The organism is Colwellia sp. BRX8-9, assembly GCF_014077245.1.
Classification (GTDB): domain Bacteria; phylum Pseudomonadota; class Gammaproteobacteria; order Enterobacterales; family Alteromonadaceae; genus Colwellia_A.
In genome coordinates this window covers 61,222-81,534 of sequence record NZ_JACGVN010000021.1, presented here as the reverse complement: position 1 = coordinate 81,534, position 20,313 = coordinate 61,222, and the positions used below count along the sequence as shown (strand labels likewise).

Genomic DNA, 20,313 nt, shown 5'->3' with positions numbered 1-20,313 from the left:
ATGTGAGAAGTATTGATTGTAATACCACGCTCACGCTCTTCAGGAGCATTATCGATTTGTGCGAAATCTTTAACTTCACCACCGTGTACTTTAGTTAATACTGCAGAGATAGCAGCTGTTAAAGTAGTTTTACCGTGATCAACGTGTCCGATAGTACCAACGTTTACATGCGGTTTTAAACGTTCAAATTTTGCTTTAGCCATTATGTAATGCCTCTGAGATAAATTAACAAAAATAAAATAAATTTAGTGAGATAGAAATCTTAAGGAATGGTGCTGATAGGCAGATTCGAACTGCCGACCTCACCCTTACCAAGGGTGCGCTCTACCAACTGAGCCATATCAGCAATCACTTAAAGATGGAGCGGACGGCGAGAATCGAACTCGCAGCTTTAGCTTGGAAGGCTAAGGTATTACCACTATACGACGTCCGCTTTTCTATCTTCATTATTGCAAAGTGGTGGAGGGAGGTGGATTCGAACCACCGAAGGCTGAGCCGTCAGATTTACAATCTGATCCCTTTGGCCACTCGGGAACCCCTCCAATACTTTTACAACAATTTTATTAATGGTGCCGACTGCCGGAGTCGAACTGGCGACCTACTGATTACAAGTCAGTTGCTCTACCAACTGAGCTAAGTCGGCACTACATTAAGTGGTGCGAATTCTAGTGGAATGTTTTCTCCCTTGCAAGCGTAAAAACAAAAAAAAACCATGTTTTTAACCATTTGATGTTTTTTTAATCGCCTAACGTTAAATGTTGCCACAAACTGGCGATATAATTTGCCATAAGCGAATTAGAATCGTTGCATGCCGATAAAGACTAGCTCATCAATAATGTAATGTTGCCTGTTTAATAAAGCCGCTATTTTTTTAGCGTTACCGCCAGTAAGTAATACTTTATCTAATGAGACTTGTTTATTAGCTTGCTTGATACCTTGTTCAATAAAACCAAGTGTTGCTGCCCAGCAAGCATTATTGACACCGTCAGAGGTACTTTTACCAAAAGAAATGTTGGCCTGATGCTCTTGAGTTGCCAGCACTTTTGTAGTATTTGATAAAAGACTATTAAATAATATATCAATACCTGGCAAAATCCACCCACCTAAATGTATGCCCTGACTATCAAGTAAGTCTATGGTTGTCGCTGTTCCCGCGTCAATAATAAGGACATTCTCATCTGGGTACAAAATATTAGCCGCCAGTAACGTCAACCATCGATCAATACCTAACGTTGTCGGTTGTTGATAGCTTGAAGTAACGCCAAAGCGTTTGCTTTCACTGTTTACTATATGCAGTTCAATATTATGCTGCTGAGCATAGGCTATAAAGACCTCTATAATATAAGCTTCGCTAACACTCGCAACGACAATAGATACCACTGATTCAGTGATACTTGATAGCCACTTTTCATTAATGGTTTCATTTCTTTCACTTTGAATTATTGATAATTCACCTTGCTGCTCAAAAGTGTATTTGGTGCGAGTATTGCCAATATCAACTAATAACCTCATGTGTCAGCCCTCAAGCTAACTTCACCACCATAAATAGGACTAATTTGGCCATCAACTTCTAACAATAAAGCTCCTTGGTTATTAATGCCTCGACAAATACCTTTCTTTTCACGCGTGCCCGTGATTAACCTTATCGGTTTATTGATATAATAATCTTGTTTGGCCCACTCATTGGCCATAGACAACAACCCTTCATGTTGATGCTGCTGAAGCCTTAATGAGAGTTTAGAAATTAACGTTGCAGCTAAAACATTTCGGTCAATCGTATTAACCGCGTTATTTTCATGCTCGGTGGTACTTTGCATCATAGCTGTTTGCAAATCTGTCCAAGGTTGATCGACTTGTTCTGCACTTTTTTGGGGCATATTAATATTTAAACCAATACCAATAACACAGTGACACGGTTCAAGAGCTTGCCCATCCAAATCAATAAGGATACCAGCCAGCTTAACCCCGCCAAAATAAATGTCATTGGGCCACTTTAACTGCACATCAATTTGATAAAGTTCTTTTACTGCATCGCTAACCGCTAGAGCTGACACGACACTTAATCCCATAGCTGCCGCCATACCTTGCTCTAAATACCAATACATCGACATATATATATGTGAACCAAAAGGTGAGATCCACTTACGACCGCGTCGACCCCGCCCTGCATCTTGATATTCAGCTAAACAGACTTGCAAATTATGATTTTGATTGGGTAAACGACGCAATAAATAACTATTGGTTGAGTCGATAATATTATGCACTTCGACTTTGTTTTTCTGACCCAATGCACTTAACTTGTATTGAATTTCTTTTTCATCTAATAGTGTTAACGGTTCAGATAATTTATAGCCTTTGCCGGTAACACTATAAATATCAAGCCCCATTTCAATTAGCGAGGCGATATGATTAGATATTGCTGCGCGACTCACCCCAAGCTGCTCACCTAACCATTGCCCAGAAACAAATTGTCCATCGGCTAAATATTGTATTAATTGCTCTCGTATTGCTTTGGCCATGATCAGTTTATAGCTCCTAAGGTAACTTCGCCCTGCTCACCGAGCATTCTTACTTCTGGTTGCAGCATAATGGCAAATAAGGCTAATACGGTTTGCTGTACATGTAGGGCTAAATTTTTGATATCTGCCCCGCAGGCCGAATCAATATTGGTTAGCACTAGCGCTTGCTTATTATGCACAGCTGCACCGTTGAGTTGATAACCTTTAAGCCCTGCTCTTTCAATTAACCAACCTGCTGCTAGTTTAACAGTGCCATTATCTTGTTGATAAGCCGCAATTTCTGGATGGTTACTTTTTAATAATAAAAACTGCTCAGCGCTAACCACAGGGTTTTTAAAGAAGCTGCCAGCGTTTGGGATAACCTTGGGATCAGGTAACTTAGCATTTCGTATGGCAATCACGGTATCCATAATAACCCTAGCATGACTATTTTTGGGCAAGGTGTTTAATCCTTGGTAATTCAGCTTAGGCTGCCAGTTTTTTGGAAAACGTAAAGTAATATCTGTGATGATACCTTTATTTTTTAAAGCATTTTTAAAAATACTATCGCGATAGTCAAATTGACATTGTGCCTGAGTTAACTGCTGTGATTTATTTTTAGCAAAATCAAACCAAGTTACACTTTCAATAAAATCAGCAATCTCAACGCCATAAGCACCAATATTTTGTACTGGAGCAGCGCCAACACTGCCAGGAATAAGTGCTAAGTTTTCTAGACCGTTAATGCCTTCATCAATACAAAAGCATACCAAGTCGTGCCAATTTTCACCGCAAGCGGCATTGACCTGATAATATTCTTCTGTTTCATTAACATGAATCCCTAAAAACTCAGGCTTAATAATTACCGGTGTTACACCCTCGACAAAAAGCGTATTACTGCCCGCGCCTAAAATATAAAAAGGTTCGCTAGTCACCGCTGCTAATAATTGCAGATCTTGTTCACTATTTGGATAATAAATAATGGGTGTCGTTGCATAGACTGCAAAACTGTTATTTTTTTGTAGGGAAAATTGTTGGCGTGATTTCATATTATAAGCAGAAGTACTTGCTGGTAAAAACTTACTCTTATTCTACCGCAGTTTTCAATAAGCGGAAGAGGTTAATATTGAGAAAAATATTAACCTTGTTTGCGTACGTGTTTTTTAACTATGTAAAATGGCTTAAGCGTTCGTTGTGATAGATAGAAGAAGACTAACCTTGCTTGCGTACCGGTAGTTTAACAATATTATTAGCGCGTTCGTTATAATACTTGTTTTGGTATTTATCAGTATCAATGCTTTGGCTATGGTTGATTATGATGCCTTCGAATATTGGCTGCATTGACTATTGATAGATAGAAGAACACTATCCTTGTTTACGTACCGGTAATTTAACAATGTTATTGGCTCGTTCGTTGTAATACTTGTTTTGGTATTTATCAGTATCAATGCTTTGGCTGTGGTTGATTATGATGCCTTCGAATATTGGCTGCATTGACTACTGAAAGAAGAACATTAACCTTGTTTGCGTACCGGTAATTTAACAATGTTATTGGCTCGTTCGTTGTAATACTTGTTTTGGTATTTATCAGTATCAATGCTTTGGCTGTGGTTGATTATGATGCCCTCGATGGGTGCATTGACTTGCTTTAGCATACGTAAACCTGTGGTAATTTGCTCTCGTTTCGTTTTTTCACCATGAACAACATACAAAACCGTTTCAACTAATTTAGAAATAATAGCCGCATCACTCACAGCATTTACCGGTGGTGTCTCAATAATAATTCGGTCATAAAAATTACCAAAAACTTTAATGAGCATATTAAGGCGCTTCATTGATAAAAAAACTAGCGGATTAGCCGGAGAAATACCCGAGGTTAAAATATCTAACTTTAAGTTTTTATCGCGGATAATACATTCATTAATTTGATGTGTTTTCGCTAATAAATTTGATAATCCTGGGCGATGTGGACTTAAATTCATATTTTTTGCTACGGTCGGATGTCGCATATCCGCTTCAATGAGCAAAACCTTTTCCATTTCACTAAACGAACGGGCTAAATGTAGTGCTATAGTCGACTTCCCTTCATTTGGCACCGAGGATGTTATCGCAATCACTTTAGCTGGCTTACTTTCGCCATTAAACAATAAAGAGGTTCTTAACGTGCGCACCGCTTCGGTAAAGCGATTATCTGTGTAATAGGGATCACTCTTTTTTTCAGCACTTGGCGCTTGAAACTTTGGTAAAATAGCGAGAACAGGTGCTTCGGTAAAGCTATCAAGTTTTCGACGTGAATTTAACGTATCCATTGATATCTCACGCATAATGATAATTATGGCAATAATCGCAAACGATAACATAAAACTCATAATCACTATGAGGGCTTTTTTCGGGGCGAATCTATCCGTGGGTATAATCGCTTTATCAATAAAACGCACGTAAAAGTTTGCTTTATAATTACCCATAGCGTCAGTCTCTTTTAAACGGACTAAATAGTTATTATAAAGTTCTTTATTGGTATCAACTTCGCGCTGCAATTGTGAAAATTTATTTTGTAAACGGCTCAAGCGTAAGTAATCTACTTTCGCAATTGCCAAACGATTATTCGTTGCTTTAACTTTTTCAGAAGAGTTTAGGTAATCTTTTTCAATAGATATTACAATTTCATCAACGAGCTGTACGATGCCTTTTTGTAATGACTCTAGCTCTGCTTGCACCGCTATACGTTTGGGGTGCTTGGGCCCGTAACGCTTGGAAAGCTCAAATATCTTACGTGCTGCTTTTTCATCGGCACGCCTTAATTGTACAAGATCACTTTGCTGACTGATTTCCTGAAGTTCCAGAAGTTGCGCGGTATTTTTTCGACGCTTTTGCATACTTTGGTAAGTTACTTCTAAATCATCTTTGATTTTTTCAGCTCGTATTGCTGAAGAAGTTAACTCGGTTAACTCAGAGCTAACTAGGCCAGCAATCCCTAAAATATCAACAATACCTTCCGCTTCACGGTATTCTTGTAGTGCTTGCTCTGATGTTTCAAGCTTTTTCTCTAACTCTTCAAGTTGGTCAACAAGCCACTGCGACGTTGACTCCTTTGACGCGCTATGGATTTCATCTTGGTATTGAAGATAAGTGAGACCGATTTGATTAGCGACTTTTTGTGCTAATTGAGGTGAGTGAGCAGCAAAACTTATTTTAACAAGTTCGGTGCTCGCTATCGGAGCGATAGTTAAACGACTTTCAAAGATTGAGATTAAGCTACTGACCGTTGGTCTACTAGTCCGCTTTCCTATGTCAGCGAAGAAGCTTATTTTGTCATTGTATTTACCACTATTAAATTCCTGATGTTCAACCAAATTTAAACTAATAATAACGCGCTCAGCAAATTTTCGAGACTTTAATAATTCGTACTGGGTTTTAACTTGCTCTTTACTGGCGCTAGATTCATTAAAGGCGTCATTAATCGATAAAGTATTAGCGGGTTTATTACTGCCTATTTGTAAAATAGCCGTGGCTTTAAAGGAAGGCTTGAGCAACGAAACATAAAAAGAAACCATCAGTGAAACGAGTAAAGTAAAGAAAACAATCTGCCAACGTCGAGACCAAAGCGGTCTTAAGACCTCTTTTAAATCTATCTCTTGGTTTGGGGCATTAAAATTTACGCTTTGATTATCGTTTAACATTACTGCTCATTATTATTTGCAAAACCACATATAAATACGGCTAATAAAATCTGTCGAAAATCCTTTTTCAGTTTTTATAATTATTTTTATTGTTATTGTTATGTTTATTTTAGAAAAAACTTTGTTCTATTTTTATAATATCATCAGGGTGGATCTCAGTAGCAATATTCCCCTCTAACGTCACTTTAACACCGTTGACTAGTCGTGTGATTTTCCAATCAGAAGTCGACGCTCTATTAGATAATCCTCCAGCGATTGCGATGGCTTTATCTAAGGTCAAATAATCTTGATAAGGATAACCTCCTGGTCGTGTAACTTGTCCGTGGATAAAAAACGGCCGATAAATAGACACAGAAACAGAGACTTGTGGGTCAACAATATAATCTCCTAGTAAGCCTTTTCTTATTGTGGTTTCAAGTTTCTTAGTTGATAAACCTATTACCTGTATATCAGCTAAAAACGGAAAAGATATAAAACCCGATTTATCAATTTTCACATCAGTTGTTAAATCGTCTTCACCGTAAACAACAATATGTATTTTATCGCCAGGGCCCAGTAAATAATCACTTGCCTCACAAAAAAAACTGCAGAACACTAAAATTAGTGACAAAACATAGTAACGCATATTTTTTATCCAATACTAAATATTAACATTAAAGCCTAACGATAAGCTATTGCCCTGGTTGTTTAGCCTATCATCACTTGCTGTTAGTTCTTTAAAAGTAAAACCTGCAAATACAGTCAGCCAATCATTACGTTGATAATTCAACCTAACCTCTGAGTATAAATAATCTTCATTAATCGTTTGCTCAAGGTAAACGACCTTTTCTTGTCTATACCCAACAACCGCAGATGTCTGAAAATAATCAGTCACTTGATGAGTAAGTTGTAAATTAGTACTGTCAACAACGCGATAGCTATCGACAATTCTGTTGGTTGTTTCATAATTTCGTTGGGTGTTTATATTCATTTGCATAAAATTCGTTGGCTGCCAATTAATATCAACTCGCCATTTAAAGCGAGTATCGCTGGCAAACAATGTTTCTTCAAAAGTTAATCTTTGATAACCAATTAATGCTTGCAGTTGAGTTATAGCCGTCGATTGCCACTTCATACCGACTAATACCGCATATATGTCTTTATTTAATGGGCTATTATTTTGAAAGTTTGATTGGGTATAAGCTAAATCTGCAGCAAAATATGTCTTTCCTGACAGTAGATAATCAAAACTAGCCGCAACACTTTGATCAACACGGTCAAGTGCCTTATTTTCGGCTCGTCTTGTTTTATAGCGAAAGTCTTCTTGACCGATTGAAAGTTTTAATTTCGCCACTGAATCAATTTGGCCATATAAGTAGCCTATATTAGCGGCAAGCGATTTTTTATCATCTCCGCTTGTTATTGATTCTGCATTCCCTAAAGATAGGCCAGTACCGCGATATTCATAACTTTCCTGTAACTTAATATCTGCAAACAGTGTTTTGTTATGATCAAGCTTAAAGAAATAGCTTGGCTTAAATAATAAATTATTATGATCGTCTTCACTAAAGTGACTAAATTGGTAATGACTGACCTTTGTCGCTAATTGTATTAAATGTCGTGATAACTGTGTTTGAATAAAGACGGACGGTTCAATTTTTATGTAGCCGGTACTTTCTTCATCACTTCCTTGATTAAGAAAGTTACTTATTTGACCATATTCAGATAACAGCGTTGCTGTAAATTGATCACCACTTTCTAGCGCGAAGTCAGTTTCTGCTTTGAGTGCAAAAGAAGTCAGCAAAGTCATTGCAAAAGCAATGAGAAGAATGACTAAAAGTCTAAATATGACCATTGAAAAGTATAAACCTTACAAACAAATAATGAGCGCGGCACACAATATGCCCTAAAAGTAACGAATATGAAACATTACTGTTACATAAGTGCACGATTATTGTATATAAATGCTTTTATATTTACTTTGTTGCATAAATAAACAAACTCAAATATTTAAAGCCCACCTTAAAAACAAAAAAGCCGCTTTTAAAAGCGGCATATATTTTCATAAATAAACGTTGAATTGATAACAGCGAGACCTATTCACTAAATATGTTTGATGTATACCTTAGATTTTCGTTGGAAGTTATACAGCTGTTTTTTACCTTCAGGTAAATCTTCCATTGAACTTTCGATAAAACCTTGTTCTCTAAACCAATGACCACTGACCGTTGTTAAGACAAATAATGAGGTTAAGTGTTGATCAAAAGCCTTTACTTCTAAGGCATTCATTAAGCGCTCACCTCGATTTCCATTGCGATAATCAGGATGAATCGCCACACAGGCTATTTCTCCTGAACTTGCTTCGGGATAAGGATACAAAGCAGCACAAGCAATAATAACATCTTCCTTTTTAAGTACCGTAAAGCGATCAATTTCAACTTCAAGAAGTTCTCTTGAGCGCTTCACCAGAATACCTTCCTCTTCTAAGGGGGCAATCAGTTCTAAAATGCCACCGACATCATCGATGCTAGCGGTACAGACTTCTTCTTTATGATCTTTAGCAATTAAAGTACCGGCACCATCGCGGGTAAATAACTCTTGTAGTAAAGCACTATCACTTTGGTAGCTCACGCAGTGACAACGCTCTATACCATTTTCTCCACTCTCGATTATCGCTCTTAATAATAATTGGCGAACATGACAATCTTTATCATCCAATAACGTTTTTACTCGCCGTACACTACAGCTACGAATAAGCTCACCCGATTCATCAATTAAACCATCCTCTTGAGTAAAGGTAATTAATTTATCCGCTTTAAGGGCGAGTGCTGTTTTAGTCGCGACATCTTCAAGTGCTAAGTTAAACACTTCACCGGTAGAAGAGTAGCCAATCGGCGATAATACCACTATCGAGCCATAATCAAGCTGGGTATGAATACCGACCGCATCGATTCGTCTTACGCTACCGGTATATTTATAATCGACGCCATCACGGACCCCTATCGGTTTAGCAATGACAAAATTCCCGGTGCTAACACGAATTCGCGAACCATGCATAGGCGAGTTAACTAAGCCCATAGTGAGTAAAGCTTCGATATGTAAGCGCAATGAACCCGTCGCATCTTTTACTGCAACCAAAGTTTCAGCGTCGGTTACTCTAATATTATTTTCAATATGGCGAGTAATGTTACGCTGATCCATACGCTCTTCTATCTGTGGCCTAGCGCCATGAACTAAGACTAACTTAACACCCAAGCTACGCAACAAAGCAATATCATGAATAATATTGGCAAAATTTGGGTGAAGCACGGCTTCGCCACCAAACATAAGCACCACTGTTTTTCCACGGTGCGCATTAATATAGGGCGCAGCATTTCTAAACCATTTAACATAATTTTGTTCGTTATTATTGATGCTATCCATTTTCTAAGTTGTAACTACCTATTTGTTTATCCCAAACGCTAGCGTTTAGGATCTTAGCTAAAGTAAATACCTTGCCTAAATCAGTTAAAATGACGACTGAAATTATGCCTGTTGAGGCTGACTAAGTATGTATTCCATGGCGACTTCATCAGCAGGGTCTTTATGTGGGCTGGGTTCGCTATCTTCAATAATATTATCGGCTAGTGAACTTTTATCAATTAAGTTAAAACCAAGCTGCTGAAAATATTTTGGAATATAAGTTAAAACAATAATTTGCTCTAATTCCATTTGATAGGCAAACTCTAACAAATACTGAATAAGTGCTTTGCCTTGACCTTGCTGTTGGGCGTCATCTTGTAAAACAACTGAGCGTATTTCAGCTAAACCTGTTTGGTAGATATAAAGTGATGCACTGCCAACAACCTTACCGTCAAGCTCGGCAACAACAAAATTCTGAATATCATGAATAATATTGTCACGTGACCGTGGCAGTATTTCCCCTTTATCGGCCCAAAAGTTGGTCAGTTGATAAATACTGTCAACATCAGACATTCTCGCTCGACGAACAGACATAGCGGCAGCACGTTGCGCATTTAAACGCTGTTTTACTTGCTTTAATGCCCTTTGAATTCTTTGTTTGCCTGGCGCACCAACAACTTGCTCATTTAAGATAGCTTCATTGCCAGACTGAGTAGTCGCCAGTGCTTTTTCAACTTGTGAACGAGAAGTACCGCCGAGTGCTTCACGCTTATTAAGTGTCGATTCAATAGAAAGGTGCTGATAAACATCTTGCTCAATTCTATCGCTGAATTCTTGTAGTTGGCTTATCGTTAAATCTTCTAAAGGTACACCTTTGTCAATAGCAGCTAATACGACTTCACCGACAATATGATGTGCTTCACGAAACGGAATATCTTTACCGACTAAATAGTCAGCAAGTTCAGTGGCATTCGCATAGCCTTGTTGCGCCGCGGCTAATGTCCGTGAGCGATTTACTTTCAGACCATCAGCAACGAGTACTGCCATTTCCATACATTCTTGCCACGTATCAAGCGCATCAAATAAACCTTCTTTGTCTTCTTGCATATCTTTATTGTAAGCAAGTGCCAACGCTTTCATTGTGGTTAACATCCCCGTTAAGGCGCCAAAAACACGACCTGACTTACCGCGGATTAATTCACAGGCATCAGGGTTTTTCTTTTGTGGCATTAATGATGAACCAGAACTGACCAAATCACTCATTTCAACAAAGCCAGCTTCTCCTGAATTGTAGAAAATTAAATCTTCGGCGAAACGTGATAAATGCATCATTGAAATACTGGCTGAAGCCAACAATTCAATGACATGATCGCGGTCAGAAACAGCATCAAGACTGTTCATGGTGGCTGTTCTGAAACCTAAGCGACTTGCCAGTGCATTTCTGTCAATAGGATAAGCGGTACCTGCTAAAGCGCCTGAGCCCAGTGGCGAAACATCTAAACGATAAAGCGCATCTTTTAAACGGCCAATATCACGGTTAAACATTTCTACATACGCTAAACACCAATGGCCAAAAGTTATTGGCTGCGCTCTTTGTAAATGGGTATAGCCTGGTAGTACCGTATCTTTTTCACGTTCTGCTAAATTCATCATCGCTTGTTGTAAATTGACAAGAGCAAACAGTAAATCGCCGCCCTTTTCTTTACACCATAGCTTTAAATCAGTCGCCACTTGGTCATTACGGCTGCGCCCTGTATGAAGCTTCTTACCTAAGTCACCCGTTTTTTCAATTAGCTGGATCTCTACCCAACTATGAATATCTTCCGCATCAGACAACAATATTTGTTGCGGATTTTCTTCTACCGACGCTTTTAATTCTTGCAATGCTGCCGTTAAGCGAACCAGTTCATCTTCATTTATAACGCCTACTTCATGAATAGCTTGCGCCCAGGCTATTGAACCAACAATGTCTTGCACTGCCATGCGGTAATCTACCGGCAATGAGTCATTGAACTTCTTAAATTGTAAACTCGCCTTTTCTTTAAAACGTCCACCCCATAAAGCCATGACTATTTTTCCTTATGCTTTAGCACAGTATCTTTTTGAGAAAGTGCGGTGATCCGACTCGATAAGCTAAATAAACGAATAAATCCTTCGGCGTGTTTTTGGTCATAAACATCGTCAGCACCAAAAGTAGCAAATGCTTCAGAATACAAACTATTTGGCGAACGACGTTGTATGACTTGCGCCATGCCTTTATACAATTTAACAACCACATCACCCGTTAGTTTTTCGGCAAATGAGGCAGCAGAAGCCAATTGAGCCTTAGCAAGCGGGGTAAACCAGCGACCATCATAAATAACATGTGAAAATTCAAGGCCAATAGATTCGCGATACTTAAGTGACTCTTTGTCGAGAATAAGTGACTCTAAACCTTTATAAGCCGCCATCAAAATAGTACCGCCTGGCGTTTCATAACAACCACGAGACTTCATACCAACCAAGCGGTTTTCGACAATATCGATTCTACCAACACCGTGGGCAGCTCCTTTAGCATTTAAGTACATTAACGCTTGATAAGCACCGGCACTGTTTTCCTGGCCATTGCCAGAGAAGTCTATACCATCAATAGCAACAAGCTCACCGTCAGCAAAACTTAATTGTACTTTTTCAGGCTCATCAGGCGCATCCATAGGATCAACTGTCATGGTCCATACTTCTTTTGATGGCTCACACCAAGGGTCTTCTAACTCACCACCTTCATGAGAAATATGCCAAGCATTAGCATCACGACTGTAGATTTTAGTTAATGAAGCCGCACAAGGAATGTTACGTTCGGCAAGATAATCTAGTAAGTCTTCACGCGAAACCATGTCCCACTCACGCCATGGGGCGATGACGGTAAGCTCTGGCGCTAGTGCAGCAAAACAAGATTCAAAACGAACTTGGTCGTTGCCTTTACCCGTACAACCATGACACACGGCATCAGCACCCACTTTAAGAGCGATTTCTATGTGCGCTTTAGCAATAATAGGTCGTGCCATTGACGTACCTAATAAATATTGACCTTCGTATACCGCACCGGTTTTTAAAATGGGGTACACATACTCTTTTATGTATTCTTCTTTAAGATCAACCACGTAACATTCAGATGCCCCTGAAGCAATCGCTTTCTCTTTAACACCTTCAAGCTCTTCATCACCTTGGCCAACATCAGCACAAAACGCGATAACCTCACATCCTTGATAATTTTCTTTTAACCATGGAATAATCGCTGAGGTATCTAATCCACCAGAATATGCTAATACTACTTTTTTGATTTGTTTTTTTGCTAAAGCCATTGTCTTATTCCTAACTAATCTTGATAAATTGTCATGCTGAATATAAATCAGCTGCTGACCTAATAATTTCTACACTATTATTTAGCTAATAGCGTAACGAGTACCGCATTTTGCGCCCACATTCTATTTTCTGCTGCTTGGAAAACTACCGACATTTCACTGTCAAAAAGTGCGGTTGTTATTTCTTCCTCTAAGTGCGCTGGTTGGCAATGCATCACAATACTGGCGCCACTGCCTTTCATCATTTGATGGTTCACTTGATAGGGTGCAAACTTCTCTAGAAGTGCAGCTTTTTTACTGGCATCTTCAAAGCCCATTGATACCCATGTATCGGTATAAATAGCATCTTGCGGCCCTAAAGCCTCAACATCTGATGTAAGTACCAACTTACTCCCTGACTTATCTGCAAAAGCTTTCGCTTTACTAAATAATTGTGCTTCTGGTTCATGCCCCGCTGGGCAAACCAAGGTAAAATCGACCCCTAGTATTGCAGCCATAAACATCAACGAATTGGACACATTGTTACCATCACCAATATAAGCAAGTTTAACCTTTGTTAAATCTATACCTTTACCTAAAACAAAATATTCTTGCAAAGTGACAAAGTCAGCTAGTGCTTGGCACGGATGATATATATCACACAGTGCATTAATCACTGGAATAGTTGCGTGCTCAGCTAAACCTTCGATGGCGCTGTTTTCAAAAACACGTGCAACGATAGCGTCAGCATAGCAAGAAAGATTTTTAGCGTAATCACTAACTCGTTCTCGCTCACCTAGTTTGCCATTTTGTTGGCCTAAATATAGCGCATGGCCGCCTAATTTGTTAATACCCATATCAAAACTAACGTGTGTTCTTAATGAAGGTTTTTCAAAGAGCATCACTACAGATTTACCCGCTAAAGCTTTACTATAGTCGCTAGGATGGTTTTTAATCTTTATTGCTAAAGCAATCAGATCAATTATTTGTGTTTTAGTCAGTTGATCATCTGCTAAAAAGTTTTCTAATCTTGTGTGTGTCGGTGACATGATAAGTCCTATCCGAAAAATCGTTAAATTAAGTGTGACTTAACTGTGGTTAATGTGGCTGAATGCGTGTGCCAATGGCATCACCCTTTATTAGATTGATGATTTGCTCAGGCGACTGCCAACTGGCAACCGCGATACTTCGTCGCAATTGGCTTGCTGCATGCAAAGCGGCATTAACTTTTGCGGTCATCCCACCAGCAATAACACCTTGCTCTATTAAGGAATTTGCCTGAGTTTTACTCAGTGAAGCAATATATTCGCCACGCGCATCTTTTACACCATTAACATCGGTTAGCAGTAGCAATTCGGCATTTAGTAACTGACAAATTGCGACAGCTGCATCATCCGCATTAACATTCACTAACTCACCATTGGCTAATGAACCAATAGAAGAGATAACCGGCAAAAAGTTTGCACTTAAAAGTGTATCGAGTAACTTACTATTATTTGCACTAGGCTCACCCACCATACCCAGGCCTTTATCGCTTAACTGACACGAAACCATATCACCATCGACCAGTGACAATCCAACGGCTTGCATGTGTAAACTTGCTGCAGTGGCAACAATCGCTTTATTAACACTACCTGCTAATGCACCCGCAATAAGGGGCATTTGCTCTTGAGGTGTAACACGTAAACCCTGTTTTTTTTCTGAAGTAAAACCAGCTTGGCTGAGTATTTCATCAACAACACAGCCGCCGCCATGCACTAGCACCACGGCTTGATTTTTTAATGTCGCGATAATTTTTAATAAATCAGCTAAAGCATCTTTTTTTTCAAGAATAGCGCCACCGATTTTGATCACTAATGGCTTGTTAGTTTTAGACGTTACTGATGTGTTTATTGTCTTAGTCATTAACTCTTTCCCAAAGTTACATTGTGCAACAAACTATACTCACTCGCTAAACCCAGAGAAATATTCGCACATTGCACCGCTTGTGAAGCAGCACCTTTTAATAAATTATCGATAGCACAACTCACCACAACAACTTGTTTTTCTTCATCGACTTGCCAATGTAAATCAGCAAATGGTGTATTAGCCACATTGTCTATTTTCGGCCAAGCGCCGGTTAAGCGCACCAATGGCTTATCTTGATAAGCGTTTAAAAAAGCTTCGTTAATATGTTTTGTCGTAATACCTGCTTTGATTTGCAAAGTGACAGTTGCCAGCAATCCTCTTTTATAAGGTGCAAGGTGAGGATTAAAAATAACCGCGGCATTAGCTTCTTGGCTTATCTCGGGTTGATGCCTGTGTTGTAAAATATTGTAGGGTGTTAGGCTGACTTCATAAAAGCTTGTCGCTAATGAGGCTTTTCTACCCGCACCGCTGACGCCGCTGATCCCATTAACAACAATGAGAGAGTTTTCAAGATGGTAGTTATTTACGGTAATCGGCTTAAGTGATAATAAACTTGCTGTTGGGTAACAACCAGGTACAGCAACTAATTGTGTATTAGCAATATCATCTTGCTGCCATTCGGCTAAACCATAAGTTGCTTGGGCAAGCGCCGATAAGTTTTTATGTTCAAAACCATAGAATGTTGGATAATCTTCACTATTTTTTAAACGAAAACCACCCGAGAGATCGAAAACCTTAACACCTTTCTCAACAAAAGCTTGTGCCCAGTCAGCACTGAACTCATGCGGAGTAGCAAAGAATACCGCATCAAGCTTTTGTACCGTATCATCGAACCAACGCTGTGAAAAACAGACTAAAGGTAAATCACATACGCCTAAGTAACGCGGATGTAATTGCGAAAAGGTCATATCTGCCGAGCTACTGTTTTCTGACACCAGTAAATATTCAAGGGAAATTTTATCGTGCGCAGACAATAAATTAATCAGCTCTGCACCCACATATCCACTTGCTCCAATAACCGCGACTTTCATACAACCTCATCTATTAATTTTTTATTAACCTAAGGAAAGCAGAAAACAAATTATTTTCAATAGCCTTCTATATTTAGGTTATTTACACTAGAATAGGAAAATAACACCCAATGACTCGTTATGCAACAAATAAGCATAATTACCCATGGTTTTTTTTTATTTATTCATTTTCAACTGTGAGCCACTATGAAAAATTTGCCCAACTTTACTGATTCATTAACACAACTTATTGCCAGTGCTTCTATTAGCTCGACACAAGCGAGCTGGGATCAAGGAAATTTAGCAGTTATTCAACTATTGGCAAGTTGGTTTGAACAACTCGGTTTTAGTATCGACATTCAAGCGGTGCCAGAAACCCGCAATAAATATAATTTATTAGCAAAACTCGGTAGTGGAACAGGAGGATTGTTACTGGCAGGTCATAGTGACACTGTACCTTTTGATGAAAATCGTTGGCAGTCAGACCCGTTCAAAATTGTTGATAAAGATAATAAGTTTTATGGTTTAGGCACGTGTGATATGAAAGGTTTTTTTGCTTTTATTTTACAAGTTTGTAAAGGATTAACCGCGCAACAGTTAAAAAAACCACTTTACATTTTGGCCACCGCAGATGAAGAAACCACCATGGCTGGCGCACGTTTTTTCACCAAAAACCAACAGATAAAACCCGATGTTGCTATTATTGGTGAGCCAACAAATTTGGTCCCTGTCATCATGCATAAAGGTCATATGTCCCATCGCATAACTATTCAAGGTCAATCAGGACACTCAAGCAAGCCAAGTTTAGGCGTGAATGCGATAGAAATTATCCATCAAGTGATTGGCCAATTAATGCAACTCAAAGAAAAATTGGCTCTCAATTATAGTAATCAAGCCTTTGATGTAAAGGAGCCAACCCTTAATTTTGGCGCAATACACGGCGGCGACAATGCCAATCGAATTTGTGGTCACTGCGAGTTAGACATTGATATGCGTGCCCTACCCGGCATGACTGACAGCGAACTTATCTTACTACTCAGTGAAGCGTTAAAACCGTTAGCTGAAAAATACCCTAATAGAATTTCATTTAGTGAATTGGATCCGAGTTCACCCAGCTTTGAACAAAGTAAAAACAGTGATTTTGTCACTATAGCCGAAGAAATAAGTGGTCATTCATGTTGTGCGGTTAACTATGCGACCGAAGCTCCTTTCATCCAACAACTGGGTTGTCAAACTATCGTTTTAGGTCCTGGTTCAATTGATCAAGCACACCAGCCTAATGAATTTCTAGCGCATAGCGAAATTGATAAAACTGAACAACTATTACTGAAGATGATCGAAAGATACTGTTTATAAAGGTACAAAAAAGCAAAGCGATAATGCTTTGCTCTTTCGTTTTTACTTAGTATAACCTTGCAAGGGGTTAAGTTATGACTACACCATATCCGCAAACGGATTTTTACTGGGTAAGGCAATACTATTAGTAAAGCCGGTCATTGAGATATTTTCAGTGTTAATTTCAATATCATCATCACCTAGTACACCCACACCAAATTTATAAATTAATTCAAACTGTCCATTGTTGGCTTTTTCTTGATAGATACTTTGTTTCACTTCAACCGCAGATAACTTTTCTTGGTAACGGGTCATTTCTGCTATGCTATATCGTTTTTTCAGCATAGAGAGCGTTACGTCTGGTGAGAGTATAGTGGCCGTGGCATTGTTACCGCCAAAACCTTTTGAATTGATGAAAGCAACATCCATCGCTTCACACTGCCAGTGATCAAGAGCGATATTCAAGCGCTCATTATGTACATCATCGGCTATCGATTTAATGGTCGTAATACCCGGCATAATATTATGAGCAAAAACACCTAGCGCCATAGTGATTTGGTCACCACTTGCTGGTGCAATAGTATGGCCAACATAAGCTTTAGGCGCGGCTACAGGCCAATTATGAATATCAAAAGTTTCGGCCAAACGGTGATAAATTAACGACTCGGTGATACGGTTTTGTGGGGTACTTGAACCATGAGCTAATATAAAGCTACGCTTTTGTACCGACTCTTCCCCTAAAATACTTTTTGCTAATGCCACTGACTTCGCCATGGTAATGTAATTACCAGGACCTGGAGCGGTAATAGATTTTTTAATACCATCGGCATTAATAAATACATCAGCAACCGACCCCAAAGGTTTAGCGCCTAATTCAACGGCTAATTCGTCATCCATAATCACCAGAAAATGTGCAGCTTCACCAATAGTAAAACCACAATTTTCACCAAACGGGCGACTGGTATTACGATGGTCAGCTTGGCCATCAGTAATACCATCAAGTTTTTTCAAACCTTCTTCATTAGCCAATGCACTCATGTTACCGAAACCTTCAATAATTTCCGGTGTTATTGGGCTTTCACTACTGCCCACAATAGCAACACGCACTCGACCTGATTTAATATCTTGAATAGCATTACGTAAGTTATAAAGAAAACTTGCACAAGCGCCAGTCGAAGTCGAAGTGGTACCCACACTGCCGGTCACATAACCATTAATAAAATCAGCTGACATGGTGTTTAAGCCCAACGCTAAGTTTTTAGTGGTAACACGATCGCCATGCAAACGATTTTGTAACATGCCCCCTAAACCTTCCGATTGCATTTGACCGAAAGCTGAAGAAGAATAAGTACCCACGTGGTCTGGGCTTACTTTTTCTAATATTTCATCCCAGCTAAAGCCCGTTGAATGAATAGCGTCTGCAGCACCAAAAATAGTCGTTTGTAAACCACGTGGCTGATAACGACTATTATATAATGTCGACGGTTCAAAGCCGGTAGGTAATTGCCCCGCTGCTTTAATCGGATTATCGCGATAACTACTATGTTTAATATCTAAATTATCAGTAATTTCAACCTTTACGCGTTTATCTGCTAAGGGTGTTACTGTCCATGAGCGCGGTAAGGGTTTTGGTAATTCTTTTTCTTTAATTTCAAAAGTAATATTTTCAGTGCTCGGTGTTGCCGCCATATTTGTGTGGCAATGCGTCGCGTCAGGGTCAAAGTGATTATTTTCAATTTTACGGATAAGGGTGCCATCAAGAATTTGCTGGCCAAAACGTGCTTCTACTTCGCTTAATGCAACACTATTACCCTCAACGTCAACTAACTGACCTGCTTGGAAAGTTAAGATATTCATCAAAGTAGCAAGACCAACAAAAGTTTCTTGGCGTGCTTCTGCAGTTAATTTGTCGATAACAATACGACGAAAACCTTGATGAAACGAGGTGCGGCCAGCAGCGTTTACGCCGCCCATGCCAACAATAATAGGTAAAGCAGTCATTTATAATTCTCTTAAATACATGAGTCGTAATTCTTGTTACTAGTGTAAAAAGAAATACCAATAATTAATTGTCGTTTTCAGCCACAAACAATACAATAACAGCCAAATATTGCAAAAGTTATTAATATGCCACTCAAGACAAGCCGAAAAACAATCAATGTTGCCTTGGTTTTATATGATCATATGTTAGCAACCAGCGTAAGCTTACCTATTGAAATGCTTAGAGCAGGCGAAGCTTTTGCTCGAAGAGAAGATAGGCAATCACCTAAACTCAGTATTGAAATGGTGAGCGAACTATTAGCCCCAGTGCGCACCAGAGCACTTATTAAGCTTTATCCCGATAAAGATATTGAGCATGCCCAAAGTCCAGATTATATTTTTATTCCTAGTCTTTGGCGCAACCCTAGGCCAATAATCAAAAAACAGCCCAAAATGGTAAGTTGGCTTAATCAAATGTGGCAACAAGGTTCAACGCTTATTGGTGGTGGTACAGGGGTTTGTTTTATTGCTGAGTCAGGACTACTTGATCATCATCCGGCAACAACACACTGGCATTATGTTGACCAATTCAAAAGAAATTATCCTAACGTTGAATTGAAACCAGATTTTTTTATTACCCAGTCAGAACGTATTTACTGTGCGGCAAGTTTAAATGCCTTAGCTGATATTACCGTTCACGTTATTCATCAAACGTACGGTGAGACTGCTGCACAACATGTTGAGCGTAATTTCTCTCATGAAATAAGAAAACCATATGAAGAACAACGTTATTTAGAAGGTGCGGTCGATCGACATCCTGATGAATTGATCACTCAAATTCAATTCTGGATGCGTACTAATCTATCATCAACATTATCGCTTACTGAACTGGCGTTACAATTTGGTATTAGCCATAGAACCTTTAGTCGGCGTTTTAAAAATGCTACCGGCGTTAAAGCCTCTCATTATTGGCAAAAAATGCGTGTAGAAACAGTCAAAGATTTACTATCATCAAGTAATCTGTCTATTCAAGAAATCGCTTTTCAGGTGGGTTATCAAGAGCAAGGCCAGTTAACTCGGCTGTTTAAGAAACAATTAAAACTCACTCCAAGAGACTATCGAGCAATGGTGCGTAAAAAGCTTTTTAATTAACGGTTAACGTCTGTCAAACAAGCTAAATTTTTGACAGTGCACTTTTATC

Annotated in this window: 16 protein-coding genes and 4 tRNA genes; 2 read left to right on the top strand and 18 right to left on the bottom strand. The window is 39.1% G+C overall.

The window, feature by feature from the left end; genetic code table 11:
* The 17 genes from H4J70_RS16175 to argC all read right to left on the bottom strand — a co-directional run.
* Positions 1–203: GTP-binding protein (locus H4J70_RS16175; protein ID WP_259364653.1), on the bottom strand; the 203-nt coding region annotated here is incomplete at its 3' end.
* A 67-nt stretch (positions 204–270) separates the two neighbouring features.
* Positions 271–346 (bottom strand) — tRNA-Thr (locus H4J70_RS16170).
* Between the two features lie 13 nt (positions 347–359).
* Positions 360–433 (bottom strand) — tRNA-Gly (locus H4J70_RS16165).
* Between the two features lie 24 nt (positions 434–457).
* Positions 458–542, bottom strand: a tRNA-Tyr gene (locus H4J70_RS16160).
* A gap of 25 nt (positions 543–567) precedes the next feature.
* A tRNA-Thr gene (locus tag H4J70_RS16155) sits at positions 568–643 on the bottom strand.
* 152 nt (positions 644–795) lie between these two features.
* A complete protein-coding gene (locus H4J70_RS16150; protein ID WP_182243637.1) occupies positions 796–1,512 on the bottom strand; it encodes a type III pantothenate kinase in 717 nt (238 codons plus the stop codon).
* The gene (birA, locus tag H4J70_RS16145) at positions 1,509–2,519 is read right to left on the bottom strand and encodes a bifunctional biotin--[acetyl-CoA-carboxylase] ligase/biotin operon repressor BirA (protein WP_182251455.1); all 1,011 of its coding nucleotides are present in this window, start codon (positions 2,517–2,519) and stop codon (positions 1,509–1,511) included. Before birA ends, H4J70_RS16150 begins: the two co-directional genes overlap by 4 nt.
* Positions 2,520–2,521: 2 nt before the next feature.
* Positions 2,522–3,547, bottom strand: coding sequence for a UDP-N-acetylmuramate dehydrogenase (murB, locus tag H4J70_RS16140; RefSeq protein ID WP_182243635.1), 1,026 nt, complete (start codon positions 3,545–3,547; stop codon positions 2,522–2,524).
* 465 nt (positions 3,548–4,012) lie between these two features.
* Positions 4,013–6,178, bottom strand: a complete 2,166-nt coding sequence (locus H4J70_RS16135) for a polysaccharide biosynthesis tyrosine autokinase (RefSeq protein ID WP_182251454.1) — start codon at positions 6,176–6,178, stop codon at positions 4,013–4,015.
* A gap of 109 nt (positions 6,179–6,287) precedes the next feature.
* Complete coding sequence (locus H4J70_RS16130; RefSeq protein WP_182244800.1) at positions 6,288–6,803, bottom strand: polysaccharide biosynthesis/export family protein; 516 nt, start codon at positions 6,801–6,803, stop codon at positions 6,288–6,290.
* 15 nt (positions 6,804–6,818) lie between these two features.
* Positions 6,819–8,012 (bottom strand): outer membrane beta-barrel protein, encoded by a 1,194-nt coding sequence (locus tag H4J70_RS16125; protein WP_182244799.1) that lies wholly within the window; start codon positions 8,010–8,012, stop codon positions 6,819–6,821.
* A gap of 248 nt (positions 8,013–8,260) precedes the next feature.
* Positions 8,261–9,580, bottom strand: a complete 1,320-nt coding sequence (argA, locus tag H4J70_RS16120) for an amino-acid N-acetyltransferase (protein ID WP_182216800.1) — start codon at positions 9,578–9,580, stop codon at positions 8,261–8,263.
* A gap of 102 nt (positions 9,581–9,682) precedes the next feature.
* Positions 9,683–11,626: an argininosuccinate lyase gene (gene argH, locus H4J70_RS16115; protein WP_182170403.1), complete on the bottom strand. Its 1,944-nt coding sequence runs from the start codon at positions 11,624–11,626 to the stop codon at positions 9,683–9,685.
* A gap of 2 nt (positions 11,627–11,628) precedes the next feature.
* The gene (locus H4J70_RS16110) at positions 11,629–12,900 is read right to left on the bottom strand and encodes an argininosuccinate synthase (protein WP_182216798.1); all 1,272 of its coding nucleotides are present in this window, start codon (positions 12,898–12,900) and stop codon (positions 11,629–11,631) included.
* A gap of 77 nt (positions 12,901–12,977) precedes the next feature.
* Entirely contained in the window at positions 12,978–13,928 is a 951-nt protein-coding gene (locus H4J70_RS16105) for an ornithine carbamoyltransferase (RefSeq protein ID WP_182251453.1), read from the bottom strand.
* Between the two features lie 49 nt (positions 13,929–13,977).
* Positions 13,978–14,784 (bottom strand): acetylglutamate kinase, encoded by an 807-nt coding sequence (argB, locus tag H4J70_RS16100; protein ID WP_070375629.1) that lies wholly within the window; start codon positions 14,782–14,784, stop codon positions 13,978–13,980.
* Positions 14,784–15,818 (bottom strand): N-acetyl-gamma-glutamyl-phosphate reductase, encoded by a 1,035-nt coding sequence (gene argC / locus H4J70_RS16095; protein ID WP_182222755.1) that lies wholly within the window; start codon positions 15,816–15,818, stop codon positions 14,784–14,786. The genes argB and argC overlap by 1 nt, the downstream gene beginning before the upstream one ends.
* Before the next feature lie 186 nt (positions 15,819–16,004).
* Between argC and argE the strand changes: the two genes are divergently transcribed.
* Positions 16,005–17,153: an acetylornithine deacetylase gene (argE, locus tag H4J70_RS16090; protein WP_182216793.1), complete on the top strand. Its 1,149-nt coding sequence runs from the start codon at positions 16,005–16,007 to the stop codon at positions 17,151–17,153.
* A gap of 78 nt (positions 17,154–17,231) precedes the next feature.
* On the opposite strand, the gene H4J70_RS16085 is transcribed toward argE, so the two are convergent.
* A complete protein-coding gene (locus H4J70_RS16085) occupies positions 17,232–19,133 on the bottom strand; it encodes a beta-ketoacyl synthase (protein ID WP_182216791.1) in 1,902 nt (633 codons plus the stop codon).
* 126 nt (positions 19,134–19,259) lie between these two features.
* Here H4J70_RS16085 and H4J70_RS16080 point away from each other — a divergent pair, with 126 nt between their 5' ends.
* Positions 19,260–20,264, top strand: a complete 1,005-nt coding sequence (locus tag H4J70_RS16080) for a GlxA family transcriptional regulator (protein WP_070375625.1) — start codon at positions 19,260–19,262, stop codon at positions 20,262–20,264.
* Positions 20,265–20,313 lie beyond the last annotated feature (49 nt).

Excerpts from the sequence above, each read along its gene's own strand:
- H4J70_RS16150 (WP_182243637.1), bottom strand. The coding sequence starts at position 1,512 with ATGAGGTTATTAGTTGATATTGGCAATACTCGCACCAAATACACTTTT.
- birA (WP_182251455.1), bottom strand. The coding sequence starts at position 2,519 with ATGGCCAAAGCAATACGAGAGCAATTAATACAATATTTAGCCGATGGA.
- murB (WP_182243635.1), bottom strand. The coding sequence starts at position 3,547 with ATGAAATCACGCCAACAATTTTCCCTACAAAAAAATAACAGTTTTGCA.
- H4J70_RS16135 (WP_182251454.1), bottom strand. The coding sequence starts at position 6,178 with ATGTTAAACGATAATCAAAGCGTAAATTTTAATGCCCCAAACCAAGAG.
- H4J70_RS16130 (WP_182244800.1), bottom strand. The coding sequence starts at position 6,803 with ATGCGTTACTATGTTTTGTCACTAATTTTAGTGTTCTGCAGTTTTTTT.
- H4J70_RS16125 (WP_182244799.1), bottom strand. The coding sequence starts at position 8,012 with ATGGTCATATTTAGACTTTTAGTCATTCTTCTCATTGCTTTTGCAATG.
- argA (WP_182216800.1), bottom strand. The coding sequence starts at position 9,580 with ATGGATAGCATCAATAATAACGAACAAAATTATGTTAAATGGTTTAGA.
- argH (WP_182170403.1), bottom strand. The coding sequence starts at position 11,626 with ATGGCTTTATGGGGTGGACGTTTTAAAGAAAAGGCGAGTTTACAATTT.
- H4J70_RS16110 (WP_182216798.1), bottom strand. The coding sequence starts at position 12,900 with ATGGCTTTAGCAAAAAAACAAATCAAAAAAGTAGTATTAGCATATTCT.
- H4J70_RS16105 (WP_182251453.1), bottom strand. The coding sequence starts at position 13,928 with ATGTCACCGACACACACAAGATTAGAAAACTTTTTAGCAGATGATCAA.
- argB (WP_070375629.1), bottom strand. The coding sequence starts at position 14,784 with ATGACTAAGACAATAAACACATCAGTAACGTCTAAAACTAACAAGCCA.
- argC (WP_182222755.1), bottom strand. The coding sequence starts at position 15,818 with ATGAAAGTCGCGGTTATTGGAGCAAGTGGATATGTGGGTGCAGAGCTG.
- argE (WP_182216793.1), top strand. The coding sequence starts at position 16,005 with ATGAAAAATTTGCCCAACTTTACTGATTCATTAACACAACTTATTGCC.
- H4J70_RS16085 (WP_182216791.1), bottom strand. The coding sequence starts at position 19,133 with ATGACTGCTTTACCTATTATTGTTGGCATGGGCGGCGTAAACGCTGCT.
- H4J70_RS16080 (WP_070375625.1), top strand. The coding sequence starts at position 19,260 with ATGCCACTCAAGACAAGCCGAAAAACAATCAATGTTGCCTTGGTTTTA.